Raw genomic sequence first — 16,422 nt, 5'->3', positions numbered from 1 at the left:
CAGCAGCTTGAGCTAACCAAATTCCTCTTAGGTGAAATAAAACATGGCAAAACACCTGTTTACGTCCGAGTCCGTATCAGAAGGACATCCTGATAAAATTGCTGACCAAATCTCCGATGCGGTGCTGGATGCGATCCTGGCGCAGGATCCTAAAGCGCGCGTAGCGTGCGAAACCTATGTCAAAACCGGCATGGTTCTGGTTGGCGGTGAGATCACCACCAGCGCATGGGTTGATATCGAAGAGATCACCCGTAACACGGTGCGTGAGATCGGCTATGTGCATTCTGATATGGGCTTTGATGCCAACTCCTGCGCGGTTCTGAGCGCGATTGGCAAACAGTCTCCAGACATCAACCAGGGCGTTGACCGTGCCGATCCGCTGGAACAGGGCGCGGGCGACCAGGGCCTGATGTTCGGCTATGCAACCAACGAAACCGACGTTCTGATGCCAGCACCGGTCACCTACGCACACCGTCTGGTGCAGCGTCAGGCTGAAGTTCGTAAAAATGGCACCCTGCCATGGCTGCGCCCGGATGCGAAAAGCCAGGTCACCTTCCAGTATGACGACGGCAAAATCGTTGGGATTGACGCGGTAGTGCTTTCTACCCAGCATTCCGAAGATATCGATCAGAAATCCCTGCAGGAAGCAGTGATGGAAGAGATCATCAAGCCGGTTCTGCCGACCGAATGGCTGAGCTCTGCGACCAAATTCTTCATCAACCCAACCGGACGCTTCGTTATCGGCGGCCCAATGGGTGACTGCGGTCTGACCGGTCGTAAAATCATCGTTGATACCTACGGCGGCATGGCGCGCCACGGTGGCGGTGCGTTCTCCGGTAAAGATCCGTCTAAAGTTGACCGTTCTGCGGCGTACGCGGCGCGTTATGTGGCGAAAAACATCGTTGCAGCCGGCCTGGCTGACCGCTGTGAGATCCAGGTTTCCTACGCGATCGGCGTGGCTGAGCCAACCTCCATCATGGTTGAAACCTTTGGTACCGAGAAAGTGCCTTCAGAACAGCTGACTCTGCTGGTGCGCGAGTTCTTCGACCTGCGTCCATACGGCCTGATTCAGATGCTGGATCTGCTGCACCCAATCTACAAAGAAACCGCGGCATACGGTCACTTTGGTCGTGAACATTTCCCATGGGAAAAAACCGACAAAGCCGCCCTGCTGCGTGAAGCTGCCGGTCTGAAGTAATCGACTGACATCTGCGTGATAAAAGGCCAGCCTTCGGGCTGGCCTTTTTTTGTTGGTGGCGCCGCAAAGGTGCACATATGGTACCGATTACACCGCACCGGATGCGTCTCGCTTTCAGAATATTCTCTTTGCATGATCGCCTTTCTTCTGCTGTTACATCGCCTTTCAGTTAAGTCTGAAATGTGTTCTTTCGCGATGCATATCACCTCGTTTACCTCTATATTTTCAAAGCTTTAATTATTTTTACGGTTCCGCGTTAGTGTAACCGATTACACCTATGTGATTAATCTCACATATTTTTACGGGTCACTCACCTACCCTTTACATCAATAAAACTGATAACCCAACTGGAGGGCATAATGCCTGACAATAAAAAACAGGGGCGTACGTCCAACAAGGCGATGACATTCTTCGTCTGTTTCCTCGCCGCCCTGGCAGGATTACTTTTTGGCCTGGATATCGGCGTCATTGCCGGTGCATTACCTTTCATCACTGACGAGTTCAAGATCAGCGCTCACACCCAAGAATGGGTGGTCAGCTCCATGATGTTCGGCGCCGCAGTGGGTGCCGTCGGCAGCGGCTGGCTCTCCTTCAAGCTCGGGCGTAAAAAGAGCCTGATGATCGGCGCGATCCTGTTCGTTGCCGGTTCACTCTTCTCTGCCGCTGCGCCTAACGTTGAGGTCCTGCTGGTTTCCCGCGTGCTGCTCGGTCTGGCCGTTGGCGTGGCGTCCTATACCGCCCCGCTTTACCTGTCTGAAATCGCGCCGGAGAAAATCCGCGGCAGTATGATTTCGATGTATCAGCTCATGATCACCATCGGTATTTTGGGCGCGTATCTTTCCGATACCGCGTTTAGCTACAGCGGCGCATGGCGCTGGATGCTCGGCGTGATCATCATTCCGGCCATTCTGCTGCTGATTGGCGTCTTCTTCCTGCCGGACAGCCCGCGCTGGTTTGCCGCGAAACGTCGATTCCACGATGCCGAACGCGTACTGATGCGCCTGCGCGATACCAGCGCAGAGGCCAAAAACGAGCTGGAAGAGATCCGCGAAAGCCTGAAGGTCAAACAGTCCGGCTGGGCGCTGTTTAAAGAGAACAGCAACTTCCGCCGCGCGGTGTTCCTCGGCGTACTGCTTCAGGTGATGCAGCAGTTCACCGGGATGAACGTCATCATGTATTACGCGCCAAAAATCTTTGAGCTGGCGGGCTATACCAACACCACCGAGCAGATGTGGGGGACCGTCATCGTGGGTCTGACCAACGTGCTGGCGACCTTTATCGCCATCGGTCTGGTGGACCGCTGGGGACGTAAGCCAACCCTAACGCTGGGCTTCCTGGTGATGGCGATCGGCATGGGTGTCCTCGGTACCATGATGCATGTGGGCATTCACTCACCAACCGCCCAGTACTTTGCGGTCGGCATGCTGCTGATGTTTATCGTCGGGTTTGCGATGAGCGCCGGCCCGCTGATTTGGGTGCTGTGCTCTGAGATCCAGCCGCTGAAAGGGCGTGATTTTGGTATCACCTGCTCTACCGCAACCAACTGGATTGCCAACATGATCGTCGGCGCAACGTTCCTGACCATGCTCAATACCCTGGGCAACGCGAACACCTTCTGGGTCTACGCCGGTCTGAACATCTTCTTTATTGTGCTGACAATCTGGCTGGTTCCAGAAACCAAACACGTTTCTCTGGAACATATTGAACGTAACCTGATGAAAGGTCGTCCGCTGCGCGAAATCGGCGCCCACGACTGATCCTCATGCGGGAGGCGCCTCTTGCGCCTCCCCGCTTCGCGCTTTATGCTCTGCCCCTATGAAAGCACCCCGTCTCCCCATCGCCCTTCAGCAAGCCGTTATGCGCTGCCTGCGGGAAAAACTCGCCCAGGCGAACCTGAAGCTCGGTCGCAATTACCCTGAACCTAAGATCGTTTATCAGCAGCGCGGCACCGCGGCGGGTACTGCCTGGCTCGAGTCCTATGAGATCCGCCTTAACCCGGTGCTGATGATGGAAAACCAGCAGGCGTTTATCGAGGAAGTGGTACCGCACGAGCTGGCGCATTTGCTGGTGTGGAAACACTTCGGACGCGTCGCGCCCCACGGAAAAGAGTGGAAGTGGATGATGGAAGCGGTGCTCGGCGTTCCGGCACGCCGTACCCATCAGTTCGAGCTGGAATCGGTGCGCCGCAATACCTTCCCCTACCGCTGCCAGTGTCAGCAGCACCAGCTTACCGTCCGCCGCCATAATCGCGTGGTGCGCGGCGAGGCGACCTACCGCTGCGTCAAATGCGGCGAGCCGCTGGTTGCGGAATAATCATCTGAACTTTCAGGAACTTTCCTGATCTGACTGATTGCATACGGGAACAACATTCGTTACGTTGCGGGCTCGTTTTGACACGGAGTTTAAGATGTCCCGTAATTTTTCTCTCGCGGTCGCCTTTCTGACGACGGCGCTCTCAGGCCATGCTCTGGCCGACGGTATCAACAGTTTTTCCCAGGCTAAGGCAGCAGGCGTGAAGGTAAACGCCGATGTGCCTGGCGATTTCTACTGCGGCTGTAAAATTAACTGGCAGGGTAAAAAAGGGATCGTTGACCTTGAGTCCTGCGGCTATAAGGTGCGTAAAAACGAAAACCGCGCCAGCCGTATCGAATGGGAGCATGTCGTTCCGGCCTGGCAGTTTGGCCACCAGCGCCAGTGCTGGCAGGACGGCGGACGTAAAAACTGTTCCAAAGATCCGGTTTACCGCCAGATGGAAAGCGATATGCATAACCTGCAGCCTGCGGTAGGCGAAGTGAACGGCGATCGCGGCAACTTTATGTACAGCCAGTGGAACGGTGGCGAAGGCCAGTACGGCCAGTGCGGTATGAAGGTTGATTTTAAAGAGAAAGTCGCCGAGCCCCCTGCCCGCGCGCGCGGCAGTATCGCCCGTACCTACTTCTATATGCGTGACCGTTATGACCTCAACCTTTCACGCCAGCAGACGCAGCTGTTCAACGCCTGGGACAAGCAGTACCCGGTGACGGAGTGGGAATGCCAGCGCGACGAACGTATCGCCAGAGTCCAGGGGAATCACAACCCTTACGTCCAGCGGGCTTGCCAGGCGCAAAAGAGCTAACCTACACTACGGCCATTCGCTTATATCGCATGACACATGGAATTTCTGACTATGCGCATTCCCCGCATTTACCATCCTGAACTGATTACCGCAGGCCGTGAAATCGCCCTGTCTGATGATGCCGCCAACCACGTTGGCCGCGTGCTGCGCATGGGCGCAGGTCAGGCAATACAGCTGTTCGACGGCTCGAACCAGGTTTTCGACGCGGAAATCACGCGGTCTGATAAAAAAAGCGTACACGTTAACGTCCTGCGTGGCGAAGTGGATGATCGGGAATCACCGCTGCACATCCATCTGGGCCAGGTGATGTCGCGCGGTGAGAAAATGGAGTTCACCATTCAGAAATCCATTGAACTGGGTGTAAGCCTCATTACGCCACTTTTTTCTGAGCGCTGTGGCGTTAAACTGGATGCGGAACGTCTGAACAAAAAGATCCAGCAGTGGCAGAAAATTGCCATTGCGGCTTGCGAACAGAGCGGCCGCAATCGTATTCCGGAGATCCGCCCGGCGATGGATCTGGAGGACTGGTGTGCAGAAGAGGACAGTGGGCTGAAGCTCAATCTTCATCCGCGCGCCAGCGCCAGCATCAATACGCTGCCCCTGCCCGTCGAGCGCGTACGCCTGCTGATTGGCCCCGAAGGCGGCCTGTCGGCGGACGAAATTGCGATGACGGCACGTTACCAGTTTACTGATATTCTGTTGGGACCTCGCGTTCTGCGCACTGAGACAACGGCACTCACGGCCATTACCGCGCTACAGGTACGGTTTGGCGATCTGGGTTGAAGCATTAACGGAGAAGAACATGATCAAGCTCGGCATCGTGATGGACCCCATCGCAAACATTAACATCAAGAAAGATTCCAGCTTCGCCATGCTGCTGGAAGCGCAGCGTCGCGGCTATGAACTCCACTATATGGAGATGAACGATCTTTACCTGATCAACGGTGAAGCGCGCGCGCGCACCCGCATCGTTAACGTCGAGCAGAACTACGACAAATGGTACGAATTCGGCACCGAGCAGGACATTGCCCTGGCCGACCTCAACGTTATCCTGATGCGTAAAGATCCGCCGTTCGACACCGAATACATCTACAGCACCTACATCCTTGAGCGTGCAGAAGAGAAAGGCACGCTGATCGTCAACAAGCCGCAGAGCCTGCGCGACTGCAACGAGAAGCTCTACACCGCCTGGTTCTCTGACCTGACGCCGGAAACCCTGGTGACCCGCAGCAAAGCGCAGCTGAAGGAATTCTGGCAGAAGCACGGCGATATCATCATGAAGCCGCTGGACGGCATGGGCGGCGCGTCGATTTTCCGCGTGAAAGAGAGCGATCCGAACATTGGCGTGATTGCCGAAACGCTGACCGAACTCGGCACGCGTTACTGCATGGCGCAGAACTATATTCCGGCGATCAAAGACGGCGACAAACGCGTTCTGGTGGTGGATGGCGAACCGGTTCCTTACTGCCTGGCACGTATTCCGCAGGGTGGCGAAACCCGAGGTAATCTGGCAGCCGGTGGCCGCGGCGAGCCGCGCCCGCTGACCGAAAGCGATTGGGAAATTGCCCGCCGCGTTGGCCCAACGCTGAAAGCCAAAGGCCTGATCTTCGTTGGCCTGGATATCATCGGCGATCGTCTGACCGAAGTGAACGTCACCAGCCCGACCTGCATTCGTGAAATTGAAGCGGAATTCCCGATTTCGATCACCGGAATGCTGATGGACGCTATCGAAAAACGTTTACAGAAATAACCTAACAATACTATTAGTGACAGCGCCTGTGTTTGTCCCCATACTGGGCGCTGTCGCTTTTTAAACCAGGAAACAGTACCTCTGACAATGAATTTACAGCATCACTTTCTTATTGCCATGCCTGCTCTCCAGGACCCGATTTTTCGCCGTGCCGTGGTTTATATTTGTGAATACAATGAAGACGGCGCGATGGGTATTATCATCAATAAACCACTGGAAAATCTTCAGGTTGAAGGAATTCTGGACAAGCTGAAAATACCGGCTGAAGCGCGACTGCCGGAAATCCGGCTTGATAAACCGGTGATGCTGGGTGGACCTCTTGCAGAAGATCGCGGCTTTATCCTGCATACGCCGCCGGTATTCTCTTCCAGTATTCGAATTTCGGATAACACCGTCATCACGACCTCGCGCGACGTGCTTGAAACGCTGGGCACCGCAGAGCAGCCTTCTGAAGTGCTGGTGGCGCTGGGCTATTCGTCGTGGGAGAAAGGCCAGCTTGAGCAAGAGATCCTCGATAACGCCTGGCTTACGGCGCCTGCGGACATGAATATCCTGTTTAAAACCCCTATCGCCGATCGCTGGCGTGACGCGGCGAAGCTGATTGGCATTGATATCCTGACCATGCCTGGCGTAGCGGGGCACGCCTGATGAGCGGAACGCTTCTGGCCTTCGATTTTGGTACCAAAAGCATTGGCGTCGCCGTGGGTCAGCGCATCACCGGTACCGCGCGTCCGCTCACGGCCCTGAAGGCTAATGACGGCACACCAGACTGGAATCTTATCGAGCGTCTGCTCAAAGAGTGGCAGCCGGATGACGTGATTGTTGGGCTGCCGCTGAACATGGATGGTACAGAACAGCCGCTTACCGCCCGGGCGCGTAAGTTCGCTAATAAAATCCATGGCCGCTTTGGCGTCTCCGTGAAGCTTCACGACGAGCGTCTCAGCACCGTCGAAGCGCGTGCGGGCCTGTTTGAGCACGGCGGCTTCCGTGCGCTCAACAAAGGCAGCGTGGACTCCGCTTCTGCCGTGATTATCCTCGAAAGCTATTTCGACCAGGGCTTTTAACCACAGGGGCCTACAGCCGCCCCTGCGCCCGTCTCTCCGCCAGGCTCTGATCAAAGTTCTGCATTCCTGCCTGCTGACCGGTTTGAATGATCCCGGGCAGTTGCCACGTTTTCCCTTCGCGAATCAAATTCGCCGCCGCCGCAGTGTTCACCAGCAGTTCATACAACGCGACGCGCCCGCCCTGTAGATCGGGAAGCAGCCTCTGCGCCAGCACCGCCCGCAGGCTGCCGGCCAGCTGGTTACGCACCGGATCTTTCTCCTGCGCCGGGAACGTATCGACCAGCCGTTCAATCGCCTGCGATGCCCCGCGCGTATGCAGCGTCGCCAGCACCAGATGTCCGGTTTCCGCCGCCGTCAGCGCCAGGCGGATCGTTTCGCTGTCGCGCAGCTCCCCCAGCAGAATAACGTCCGGATCCTGGCGTAAGGCGCTGCGCAGCGCTTCAGCAAATGACGGGCTGTGCTGGCCTATCTCCCGCTGCTGGATCAGGCAACGTTCGCTCTGGTAGATAAACTCCACCGGATCTTCAAGCGTGAGGATATGGCCGTCAGCATGGTGGTTGAGAAAATCGACCATCGCCGCCAGCGTAGTGGATTTGCCGCTGCCGGTCGCCCCAGTCACCAGAATCAGCCCGGCGTCATTGCACAACAGTTCCGGAATCGCCCGCGGCGCGCCCAGCGAAGGGAGCTGCGGGCAGCTACGCGGCAACAGCCGCAGCGTCACAGAGATACCGCTCATCTGCTTAAAGGCACTGCCGCGCAGACGCTGGCCTCCCGTTACCGTCGCGGCAAAATCCACCTGCCCCTTTGCCCACCATGTTCCCTGCTGCTCATCGTTAAGCCATGCTTTTAATAACGCCCCAACGTCGGGAGGCGGAAAGGGAGCGGGTTCAAGCCGGCCTAATCTGCGCCAGCGCGGCGGCGAATCACTGCACAGGTGTAGATCGGAGACGTTATGCTTTACACTAAGGGCCACAATTTCTTCCACATCCATAGACTACTCCTCGGAAAATGAACGACATTGCGCATAACCTGGCACAGGTCCGGGACAAAATCTCAGCCGCCGCAGCGCGCTGCGGCCGTGCTTCAGAAGAAATTACGCTGCTTGCAGTCAGCAAAACCAAGCCTGCGAGCGCCATCGCAGAAGCTATTGATGCAGGCCAGCGGGCGTTTGGTGAAAACTACGTGCAGGAAGGCGTGGATAAAATTCGCTACTTCCTGGAACAGGGGAAGACGGATCTGCAGTGGCACTTTATTGGCCCGCTGCAGTCGAACAAAAGCCGTCTGGTGGCAGAGCACTTCGACTGGTGCCACACCATCGACCGCCTGCGTATTGCTACCCGCCTGAACGACCAGCGTCCGGCAGAGATGCCCGCGCTTAACGTGCTGATTCAGGTCAACATCAGCGACGAAAACAGCAAGTCCGGCATTGCGCTGAGCGAACTGGATGCGCTCGCCGCAGAGGTGGCTGCCCTTCCGCGCATAACCCTGCGCGGGCTGATGGCAATTCCGGCGCCTGAGTCAAGTTATGAAAGGCAGTTTGCCGTGGCACAGCAAATGGCTGTAGCATTTGAGGCGCTTAAAGCGCGCTATAACACGGTAGACACGCTTTCACTGGGCATGTCGGATGATATGGAAGCCGCCATCGCGGCAGGCAGCACTATGGTGCGCATCGGTACGGCAATTTTCGGTGCGCGCGACTACTCAAAATAATAAGGAAACCTGAGGAACGCCATGAAGACGTTGACTTTCCTGCTCTCAACAGTGCTTGAGCTGTATACGATGGCGCTTTTGCTGCGCGTCTGGATGCAGTGGGCCCGCTGTGATTTTTACAATCCGTTCTCGCAGTTTGTCGTGAAAATCACGCAACCTGTTGTTGGACCGCTGCGCCGCATTATCCCGGCGATGGGTCCCATCGACAGTTCGTCGCTGCTGGTGGCGTTTATTCTGAGCGTTATCAAAGCGATCGTGCTGTTTATGGTCATCACCTTCCAGCCGATTATCTGGATTGCCGCGGTCCTGATTCTGGTCAAAACCGTCGGCCTGCTGATTTTCTGGGTGCTGCTGGTCATGGCCATCATGAGCTGGGTAAGCCAGGGCCGTAGTCCGGTAGAATATGCGCTGATCCAACTGGCCGAGCCGCTGCTGCGCCCGATTCGCAACCTGCTGCCTTCGATGGGCGGTATTGATTTCTCGCCGATGATCCTGGTTCTGCTGCTCTATGTGGTCAACATGGGGATCGCTGAGCTGTTACAGTCCACGGGCAATATGCTGCTGCCGGGGCTGTGGATGGCGCTATGAGTGCCGTAAGCACCTGCGCTGACGGGCTGGTTTTGCGGCTGTATATTCAGCCAAAAGCCAGCCGTGACAGTATTGTTGGGCTGCATGGCGACGAGTTAAAAGTCGCCATCACCGCCCCGCCGGTTGACGGCCAGGCGAACGCGCATCTGACCAAATATCTGGCTAAACAGTTTCGCGTCGCCAAAAGCCAGGTCATCATTGAAAAAGGTGAACTTGGGCGACATAAACAGGTAAAAATCCTTAATCCGCAATCTATCCCGACGGAAGTCGCGGCTCTGAAAGAACAGGACTAAACCATGCAGAAAGTTGTTCTCGCGACCGGCAACGCCGGTAAAGTGCGCGAGCTGGCCTCGCTATTAAATGATTTTGGGCTGGACGTGGTCGCCCAGACCGATCTTGGCGTGGAGTCCGCCGAAGAGACGGGGCTGACGTTTATCGAAAACGCGATCCTGAAAGCGCGTCACGCTGCACAGATTACCGGCCTGCCCGCGATTGCCGACGACTCCGGCCTGGCCGTGGACTTCCTGGGCGGTGCACCGGGGATTTACTCTGCACGCTATTCCGGCGTGGACGCCACCGACCAGCAGAATCTGGAAAAGCTGCTTGTCGCCCTGAAAGACGTCCCGGACGAGCAGCGCACCGCGCAGTTCCACTGCGTGCTGGTCTATATGCGTCACGCGGAAGACCCTACGCCGATCGTCTGTCACGGCAGCTGGCCGGGCGTGATAACCCGTGAAGCAGCTGGCAACGGCGGCTTTGGCTACGACCCGATTTTCTTTGTCCCGACCGAGGGCAAAACCGCTGCGGAACTGACCCGCGAAGAGAAAAGCGCGATATCCCACCGTGGACGCGCGCTGAAACTGTTACTGGAAGCACTGCGTAATGGCTAATTTGCCGCCTCTGAGTCTTTATATTCACATCCCGTGGTGCGTGCAGAAATGCCCATACTGCGATTTCAACTCTCACGCGCTGAAGGGCGAAGTGCCGCACGATGACTACGTTGCGCATCTGCTGGCCGACCTGGACGCCGATGTCGCTTACGCACAGGGACGTGAAGTTAAGACCATTTTCATTGGTGGCGGTACGCCGAGCCTGCTGTCCGGCCCGGCAATGCAGACGCTGCTGGACGGCGTGCGCGCGCGCCTGAACCTGGCGGCGGATGCGGAAATTACGATGGAAGCCAACCCCGGCACCGTTGAGGCCGACCGTTTCGTCGAGTATCAGCGCGCGGGCGTGAACCGCATCTCCATCGGCGTGCAGAGCTTTAGCGAACCGAAGCTAAAACGTCTGGGGCGCATTCACGGCCCGGAAGAGGCGAAGCGCGCGGCAAACCTGGCGACCGGGCTGAGCCTTCGCAGCTTTAACCTGGATTTGATGCACGGCCTGCCGGATCAGTCGCTGGAAGAGGCGCTGGACGACCTGCGCCAGGCGATCGAACTGAACCCGCCGCACCTGTCGTGGTATCAGCTCACCATCGAGCCAAACACGCTGTTCGGTTCCCGCCCGCCGGTGCTGCCGGACGACGACGCGCTGTGGGATATCTTCGAGCAGGGTCACAGGCTTCTAACCGCTGCGGGCTATCAGCAGTATGAAACGTCCGCGTACGCGAAGCCGGGCTATCAGTGCCAGCACAACCTGAACTACTGGCGCTTTGGCGACTACCTGGGAATTGGCTGCGGCGCGCACGGCAAGGTGACCTTCCCGGACGGGCGCATTCTGCGCACCGCCAAAACCCGCCACCCGCGTGGATACATGGAAGGCCGCTACCTGGAGCGTCAGCACGACGTTGAGGCGGCGGATAAGCCGTTTGAGTTCTTTATGAACCGCTTCCGTCTGCTGGAAGCCGCGCCGCGCGCGGAATTTGCGCGTTACACCGGGCTGCCGGAGTCGGTGATTCGTCCACAGATTGACGAGGCGCTGGCGCAGGGGTATCTCACCGAGAGTGAGGAATACTGGCAGATCACCGAGCACGGCAAGCTGTTCTTAAATTCCCTTCTTGAGCTGTTCCTCGCCGAAGAATCCTGAAGGCTGATTCAGGATTTTGCATCCCGTTCTGCCTGCTGATGGAAAGGCTTGCAGAGTGTGGGGATGGAAAAATCAAAACAACTCCGCAAAGAAATGACGCCCGAAGAATTACGCCTCTGGTATTTGCTCAGAGGTCGTCGTTTCTTTGGGTATAAGTTTCGCCGTCAGATACCGATTGGGACCTATATCGTCGATTTTGCCTGCTTTAAGGCGAAACTGATCGTTGAGCTGGATGGGGGACAACATCAGGGTGAAGAGGACTATGATTCACGTCGTACCGCGTTTTTGAATACGAACGGATGGGAAGTCGTAAGGTTCTGGAATAATGAATTCAGGGCTAATGAGGAGGTGGTATTGATGGCTATTCTGCAGCGACTGCAATGCCTGATGCCCTCACCCTAACCCTCTCCCACAGGGAGAGGGAACGATTACACCCTCTCCCATGGGGAGAGGGCCGGGGTGAGGGGCCCAGCGCGCAGAGATCTTACTTAAGCGTCCCCACCAGCGCCTTCCGGCTATCTTCCAGCGACACCACGCGTTTACACACGTCCTTGCCGAACTGCTGGAAATCATCTTCCTGGTTCTTCCACTCGTTCTGAATGGATGTCTGCAAGCCGCCCAGACTGCCCAGCACGCCCTGCAGTGGGTTACCGCCGCCTTTCAGTACGGCTTTCGCCCCCATTTCGTTGATGCTGTCCTGCAGGATGCCGCCCATCGCCTGATTCACCAGCTGCTGCCCGTCAGCGCGGACCTGATCGATCGCCTTGTAGTGGAACGTCAGGCCGTCGGTGCGCGTCTCGATAATGCGGTTCATCTGCTCTTTAAGCTGCTTATCGAGCTTCGTCAGGCGGGTGCGCATGTTGCTGCTCTCACCCACTTCTTTAGTAATGATCTTATCCAGCGCGACGCGGCTTTTCTCAACGCGGGTCAGCGCGCCGTCGTTAATCCACGGCAGTGCGGTACGCAGCTCAGCCTGGTAATCCTTCGCCTGCTCGCGCTGCGCGGCAGTCAGGTTTTGCGGCTTGCCGTTAAACGTCACGTTACCATCCGGCGTAATCACCAGATTGCCGTTCTCGCCTTTGACCTGCACGGTTTGCGGGCTTAACACCACGTCATCACGCGGGGTGACGCTACATTGATAATCCGCATGGGCGGTGAATCCGGTTGCCATCAAAGCAACAGCCAGCAACGTTTTGCGCATCTTAAACACTCCCTCAGACAAAATGGGCCAGCTAATGCTGGCCCCTTACTGCTTTATTAGTCCCACCAAACGTCGAAAAGTTCGCTGACGCGGACATCTTCGAGCTTGTGGTCCTCAAGCCATTTACGTACCAGCGCCTGATGTTCTTCGGTGCATTTACCCACTTCCTGGGTGCAGATCAGACCTTCCCATGCCAGGTAGCCGCTACCGTCGAAGGCCAGCTTGTTTGGCTCAATCACGTCATTGATGAACGCATCCACGTCCCGATCGATCTGTTCTACACTGGTGCCTTCCGGGAAACGCCACGCAACGGAGAAGCCCACTTCCTGGAATTCTTCGATGTGCATCTTTTTACGCAGACGACGGCTACGATTCTTTGCCATTATTTCACCCTCTCGAACATTAAGTCCCATACACCGTGACCAAGACGATGGCCACGCTGTTCAAATTTCGTTACCGGACGCGATTCCGGACGCGGTACATAGTCGTTGCTCTCAGACTGGTTTTTATACCCGTCCAGCGACGACATCACTTCCAGCATATGTTCCGCATACGGTTCCCAGTCGGTCGCCATATGGAAGACACCGCCCAGCTTCAGCTTACTTTTCACCAGCTCGGCAAACGGTGCCTGAACGATACGGCGTTTATTATGACGTGCTTTGTGCCACGGGTCAGGGAAAAAGAGCTGAACCATGGTTAAAGAATTGTCAGGAATCATTTTATGCAGCACTTCCACCGCGTCGTGACACATCACGCGCAGGTTCTCAACGCCCTCTTCATGGGCCGTTGCCAGGCATGCCCCCACGCCCGGAGAGTGAACTTCGATACCGAGGAAGTTCTGCTCCGGTCGCGCTTTCGCCATGGTCACCAGCGAGGTGCCCATACCAAAACCGATTTCCAGCGTGACGGGTGCTTCGCGGCCAAACAGCTCGGTAAAGTCCAGAGGCTGCTCGCTGAACTCAACGCCCATCACCGGCCAGTAGTTGTCCAGCGCATGTTGCTGCCCTTTTGTCAGGCGGCCCTGACGGCGGACAAAGCTGCGAATACGGCGCAGCGGGCGACCGTTTTCATCAAATTCCGGTGAAATGACGTCGTTTTTCATAGAAGAGTTGTCTGCTTGTGAGAATGTTCGGGAAACGGGCATTATCCAAAGTTAAGGCTTCTATGCAAGCATGGGAAAGATCCGGTTTACAGCAGATTGACGCTGTGCTGCAATCTGCGTCCCTGATTATGCGAATCGATGACCATGCAAGCCTCTCAATTTTCAGCCCAGGTGCTGGACTGGTACGACAAATACGGGCGTAAAACCCTGCCCTGGCAAATTGAAAAAACGCCTTACAAAGTATGGCTCTCCGAGGTGATGTTGCAACAAACGCAGGTCGCCACGGTCATTCCTTACTTCGAGCGTTTTATGGCGCGCTTCCCGACGGTGACCGATCTGGCCAACGCCCCGCTGGACGAGGTCCTTCATCTGTGGACCGGTCTTGGCTATTACGCCCGCGCGCGTAACCTTCACAAGGCCGCACAGCAGGTCGCGACGCGCCACAACGGGAAATTCCCGGAAACCTTCGATGAGGTGGCCGATCTTCCCGGCGTAGGACGTTCAACCGCAGGCGCCATTCTCTCCCTGTCTTTAGGCAAGCATTTCCCGATCCTCGACGGCAACGTGAAGCGCGTGCTGGCACGCTGCTACGCCGTCGACGGCTGGCCGGGGAAGAAGGACGTTGAAAAACGTCTTTGGGAAATAAGTGAAGCGGTCACCCCGGCCAACGGCGTCGAGCGTTTCAACCAGGCGATGATGGATCTCGGCGCGATGGTCTGCACGCGCTCAAAACCAAAATGCGAACTCTGCCCGGTGAATAATCTCTGCGTGGCGTATGCCAACCATTCGTGGGCGCAATATCCGGGTAAGAAACCCAAACAGACGCTGCCGGAGCGCACCGGCTATATGCTGCTGATGCAGCACGGCGACGAGGTCTTCCTCGCCCAGCGTCCACCGAGCGGCCTGTGGGGTGGTCTATACTGCTTCCCACAGTTTGAAAATGAAGACTTGCTGCGTGAATGGCTTAAACAGCGCGGAATTGCTGCCGATAACCTGACGCAGCTGACCGCGTTTCGCCATACCTTCAGCCATTTCCACCTGGATATTGTCCCCATGTGGCTTCCCGTGTCGTCATTTGTCTCGTGCATGGATGAAGGCACCGCTCTCTGGTATAACTTAGCGCAACCGCCATCAGTCGGACTGGCGGCTCCCGTGGAGCGCCTGTTACAGCAATTACGTGCCGGTGCAATGGTTTAGCATCGACAAGAAAAAGAGGAATGAGTATGGCCAGAACGATTTTTTGTACTTTCCTGCAGCGTGACGCTGAAGGCCAGGATTTCCAGCTTTATCCGGGCGACCTGGGTAAACGCATCTACAATGAAATCTCCAAAGAAGCCTGGGGACAGTGGCAGAAAAAGCAGACCATGCTGATCAACGAGAAAAAACTCAGCATGATGAACCCGGAGCACCGCAAGCTGCTGGAGCAGGAGATGGTGAACTTCCTGTTCGAAGGTAAAGACGTGCACATCGAAGGCTATACGCCACCGGAAAAATAACAGCGTGCGGGGGAACCCCCGCCGTTAAAGCAAACACAACACGCACTCCCGGAATGATGAAAAAACTTTTAGCGCTAGCCCTTGTTGCGCCGTTGCTTGTCTCGTGTTCGTCAAAAAAAGGCGAAGATTACAACGAAGCCTGGATCAAGGACACCAACGGTTTTGACATTTTGATGGGGCAGTTTGCCCACAACATCGAGAATATATGGGGATTTAACGAAGTTCTTATTGCCGGACCTAAGGACTACGTTAAGTACACCGACGCCTATCAGACCCGAAGCCACATCAACTTTGATGAGGGTACGATCACGGTTGAGACCATCGCAGGAACCGACCCTGCGGCACGACTCCGTCAGGCGATCGTCAAAACCCTGCTGATGGGTGACGACCCGGGATCTATCGATCTCTACTCAGATGCCGACGATATCACGATCTCGAAAGAGCCGTTTCTGTACGGCCAGGTTGTCGATCAGACCGGTCAGCCGATCCGCTGGGAAGGTCGCGCCACGAAATTTGCCGACTACCTGCTGCAGACACGCCTGAAAAGCCGCTCTAACGGCCTGAAGATTATCTACAGCGTCACCATCAACCTCGTCCCGAACCACCTCGACAAGCGTGCGCATAAGTACATTGGGATGGTGCGTCAGGCCTCGCGCAAGTACGGCGTGGATGAGTCGCTGATCCTGGCAATTATGCAGACCGAATCCTCGTTTAACCCGTACGCGGTAAGCCGTTCCGACGCCCTGGGGCTGATGCAGGTTGTCCAGCACAGCGCCGGTAAAGACGTCTTCCGCGCGCAGGGGAAATCCGGCACGCCGAGCCGCAGCTATCTGTTCGATCCGCAGAGCAACATTGATACCGGCACGGCCTATCTGGCGATGCTGAACAATGTGTACCTGGGCGGAATTGATAACCCAACGTCGCGCCGCTATGCGGTGATCACCGCCTATAACGGCGGCGCGGGCAGCGTGCTGCGCGTCTTCTCGAATGACAAGGTGCAGGCCGCGAACATCATCAACAGCATGGCGCCGGGGGATGTCTACTCAACCCTCACCACCCGCCACCCGTCTGCGGAATCCCGTCGCTATCTGTATAAGGTGAATACGGCGCAGAAGAACTACCGTCGTCGCTAGAAAACTACCCCTCACCCTAACCCTCTCCCCAAAAGGGAGA

General features: G+C 56.4%; 21 protein-coding genes. 17 read left to right on the top strand and 4 right to left on the bottom strand.

The genetic code is table 11. The features are described from left to right. Nucleotides 1-43 precede the first annotated feature (43 nt). The 8 genes from metK to ruvX all read left to right on the top strand — a co-directional run bounded on the left by metK (nt 44) and on the right by ruvX (nt 7,127). Nucleotides 44-1,198, top strand: a complete 1,155-nt coding sequence (metK, locus tag DFO52_RS13140) for a methionine adenosyltransferase (protein ID WP_010435443.1) — start codon at nt 44-46, stop codon at nt 1,196-1,198. A 359-nt stretch (nt 1,199-1,557) separates the two neighbouring features. After that, nucleotides 1,558-2,955, top strand: a complete 1,398-nt coding sequence (gene galP / locus DFO52_RS13135; protein ID WP_133550530.1) for a galactose/proton symporter — start codon at nt 1,558-1,560, stop codon at nt 2,953-2,955. Between the two features lie 58 nt (nt 2,956-3,013). After that, nucleotides 3,014-3,511 (top strand): SprT family zinc-dependent metalloprotease, encoded by a 498-nt coding sequence (locus tag DFO52_RS13130; protein WP_063144920.1) that lies wholly within the window; start codon nt 3,014-3,016, stop codon nt 3,509-3,511. A 94-nt stretch (nt 3,512-3,605) separates the two neighbouring features. Beyond that, entirely contained in the window at nt 3,606-4,313 is a 708-nt protein-coding gene (endA, locus tag DFO52_RS13125) for a deoxyribonuclease I (RefSeq protein WP_133550529.1), read from the top strand. A gap of 51 nt (nt 4,314-4,364) precedes the next feature. Then, a complete protein-coding gene (gene rsmE / locus DFO52_RS13120) occupies nt 4,365-5,096 on the top strand; it encodes a 16S rRNA (uracil(1498)-N(3))-methyltransferase (RefSeq protein ID WP_010435451.1) in 732 nt (243 codons plus the stop codon). 19 nt (nt 5,097-5,115) lie between these two features. Beyond that, complete coding sequence (gshB, locus tag DFO52_RS13115) at nt 5,116-6,063, top strand: glutathione synthase (protein ID WP_029739222.1); 948 nt, start codon at nt 5,116-5,118, stop codon at nt 6,061-6,063. Nucleotides 6,064-6,150: 87 nt separating this feature from the next. Then, nucleotides 6,151-6,711 (top strand): YqgE/AlgH family protein, encoded by a 561-nt coding sequence (locus DFO52_RS13110; RefSeq protein ID WP_008499752.1) that lies wholly within the window; start codon nt 6,151-6,153, stop codon nt 6,709-6,711. Beyond that, nucleotides 6,711-7,127, top strand: coding sequence for a Holliday junction resolvase RuvX (gene ruvX / locus DFO52_RS13105; protein WP_029739223.1), 417 nt, complete (start codon nt 6,711-6,713; stop codon nt 7,125-7,127). Before DFO52_RS13110 ends, ruvX begins: the two co-directional genes overlap by 1 nt. A gap of 10 nt (nt 7,128-7,137) precedes the next feature. On the opposite strand, the gene DFO52_RS13100 is transcribed toward ruvX, so the two are convergent. Continuing rightward, entirely contained in the window at nt 7,138-8,118 is a 981-nt protein-coding gene (locus DFO52_RS13100; protein ID WP_133550528.1) for a type IV pilus twitching motility protein PilT, read from the bottom strand. Between the two features lie 17 nt (nt 8,119-8,135). On the opposite strand from DFO52_RS13100, the gene DFO52_RS13095 reads away from it, so the two are divergent. The 6 genes from DFO52_RS13095 to DFO52_RS13070 all read left to right on the top strand — a co-directional run bounded on the left by DFO52_RS13095 (nt 8,136) and on the right by DFO52_RS13070 (nt 11,852). After that, the gene (locus DFO52_RS13095) at nt 8,136-8,837 is read left to right on the top strand and encodes a YggS family pyridoxal phosphate-dependent enzyme (RefSeq protein WP_133550527.1); all 702 of its coding nucleotides are present in this window, start codon (nt 8,136-8,138) and stop codon (nt 8,835-8,837) included. Between the two features lie 21 nt (nt 8,838-8,858). Continuing rightward, on the top strand, nt 8,859-9,425 hold the full coding sequence (locus tag DFO52_RS13090) for a YggT family protein (protein WP_010435467.1): 567 nt from the start codon (nt 8,859-8,861) through the stop codon (nt 9,423-9,425). Next, nucleotides 9,422-9,718 carry a DUF167 family protein YggU gene (gene yggU / locus DFO52_RS13085; protein ID WP_023333349.1) on the top strand — a complete coding sequence of 99 codons (297 nt, stop codon included), beginning with the start codon at nt 9,422-9,424 and terminating at the stop codon, nt 9,716-9,718. Before DFO52_RS13090 ends, yggU begins: the two co-directional genes overlap by 4 nt. Nucleotides 9,719-9,721: 3 nt before the next feature. After that, nucleotides 9,722-10,315 carry an XTP/dITP diphosphatase gene (locus DFO52_RS13080; protein ID WP_048979374.1) on the top strand — a complete coding sequence of 198 codons (594 nt, stop codon included), beginning with the start codon at nt 9,722-9,724 and terminating at the stop codon, nt 10,313-10,315. Beyond that, a complete protein-coding gene (hemW, locus tag DFO52_RS13075; RefSeq protein WP_133550526.1) occupies nt 10,308-11,450 on the top strand; it encodes a radical SAM family heme chaperone HemW in 1,143 nt (380 codons plus the stop codon). The genes DFO52_RS13080 and hemW overlap by 8 nt, the downstream gene beginning before the upstream one ends. Nucleotides 11,451-11,513: 63 nt before the next feature. After that, complete coding sequence (locus DFO52_RS13070) at nt 11,514-11,852, top strand: endonuclease domain-containing protein (RefSeq protein ID WP_133550525.1); 339 nt, start codon at nt 11,514-11,516, stop codon at nt 11,850-11,852. Nucleotides 11,853-11,934: 82 nt separating this feature from the next. Here the strand turns inward: DFO52_RS13070 and DFO52_RS13065 are convergent, their stop codons facing one another. The 3 genes from DFO52_RS13065 to trmB are packed head-to-tail and all read right to left on the bottom strand — an operon-like array spanning nt 11,935 to nt 13,753. After that, nucleotides 11,935-12,651, bottom strand: coding sequence for a DUF2884 domain-containing protein (locus DFO52_RS13065; protein WP_023309135.1), 717 nt, complete (start codon nt 12,649-12,651; stop codon nt 11,935-11,937). Between the two features lie 56 nt (nt 12,652-12,707). Then, nucleotides 12,708-13,034, bottom strand: coding sequence for a YggL family protein (locus tag DFO52_RS13060; RefSeq protein WP_023333354.1), 327 nt, complete (start codon nt 13,032-13,034; stop codon nt 12,708-12,710). Beyond that, nucleotides 13,034-13,753, bottom strand: a complete 720-nt coding sequence (trmB, locus tag DFO52_RS13055; protein WP_029739764.1) for a tRNA (guanosine(46)-N7)-methyltransferase TrmB — start codon at nt 13,751-13,753, stop codon at nt 13,034-13,036. The genes DFO52_RS13060 and trmB overlap by 1 nt, the downstream gene beginning before the upstream one ends. A 144-nt stretch (nt 13,754-13,897) precedes the next feature. Between trmB and mutY the strand changes: the two genes are divergently transcribed. Genes mutY through mltC form a run of 3 tightly spaced genes read left to right on the top strand, consistent with a single transcriptional unit; the run spans nt 13,898 to nt 16,382 of the window. Further along, nucleotides 13,898-14,950: an A/G-specific adenine glycosylase gene (gene mutY / locus DFO52_RS13050; protein WP_183128635.1), complete on the top strand. Its 1,053-nt coding sequence runs from the start codon at nt 13,898-13,900 to the stop codon at nt 14,948-14,950. A gap of 26 nt (nt 14,951-14,976) precedes the next feature. Further along, complete coding sequence (locus DFO52_RS13045; RefSeq protein WP_003862425.1) at nt 14,977-15,249, top strand: oxidative damage protection protein; 273 nt, start codon at nt 14,977-14,979, stop codon at nt 15,247-15,249. A 56-nt stretch (nt 15,250-15,305) separates the two neighbouring features. Continuing rightward, nucleotides 15,306-16,382, top strand: a complete 1,077-nt coding sequence (gene mltC, locus DFO52_RS13040; RefSeq protein WP_045355622.1) for a membrane-bound lytic murein transglycosylase MltC — start codon at nt 15,306-15,308, stop codon at nt 16,380-16,382. Nucleotides 16,383-16,422: the final 40 nt, after the last annotated feature.

Origin of the sequence: Enterobacter sp. AG326 (genome assembly GCF_004362415.1) — a bacterium.
Classification (GTDB): domain Bacteria; phylum Pseudomonadota; class Gammaproteobacteria; order Enterobacterales; family Enterobacteriaceae; genus Enterobacter; species Enterobacter asburiae.
The sequence above is the reverse complement of the archived record's forward strand: the minus strand, read 5'-3'. Positions and strand labels throughout refer to the sequence as shown.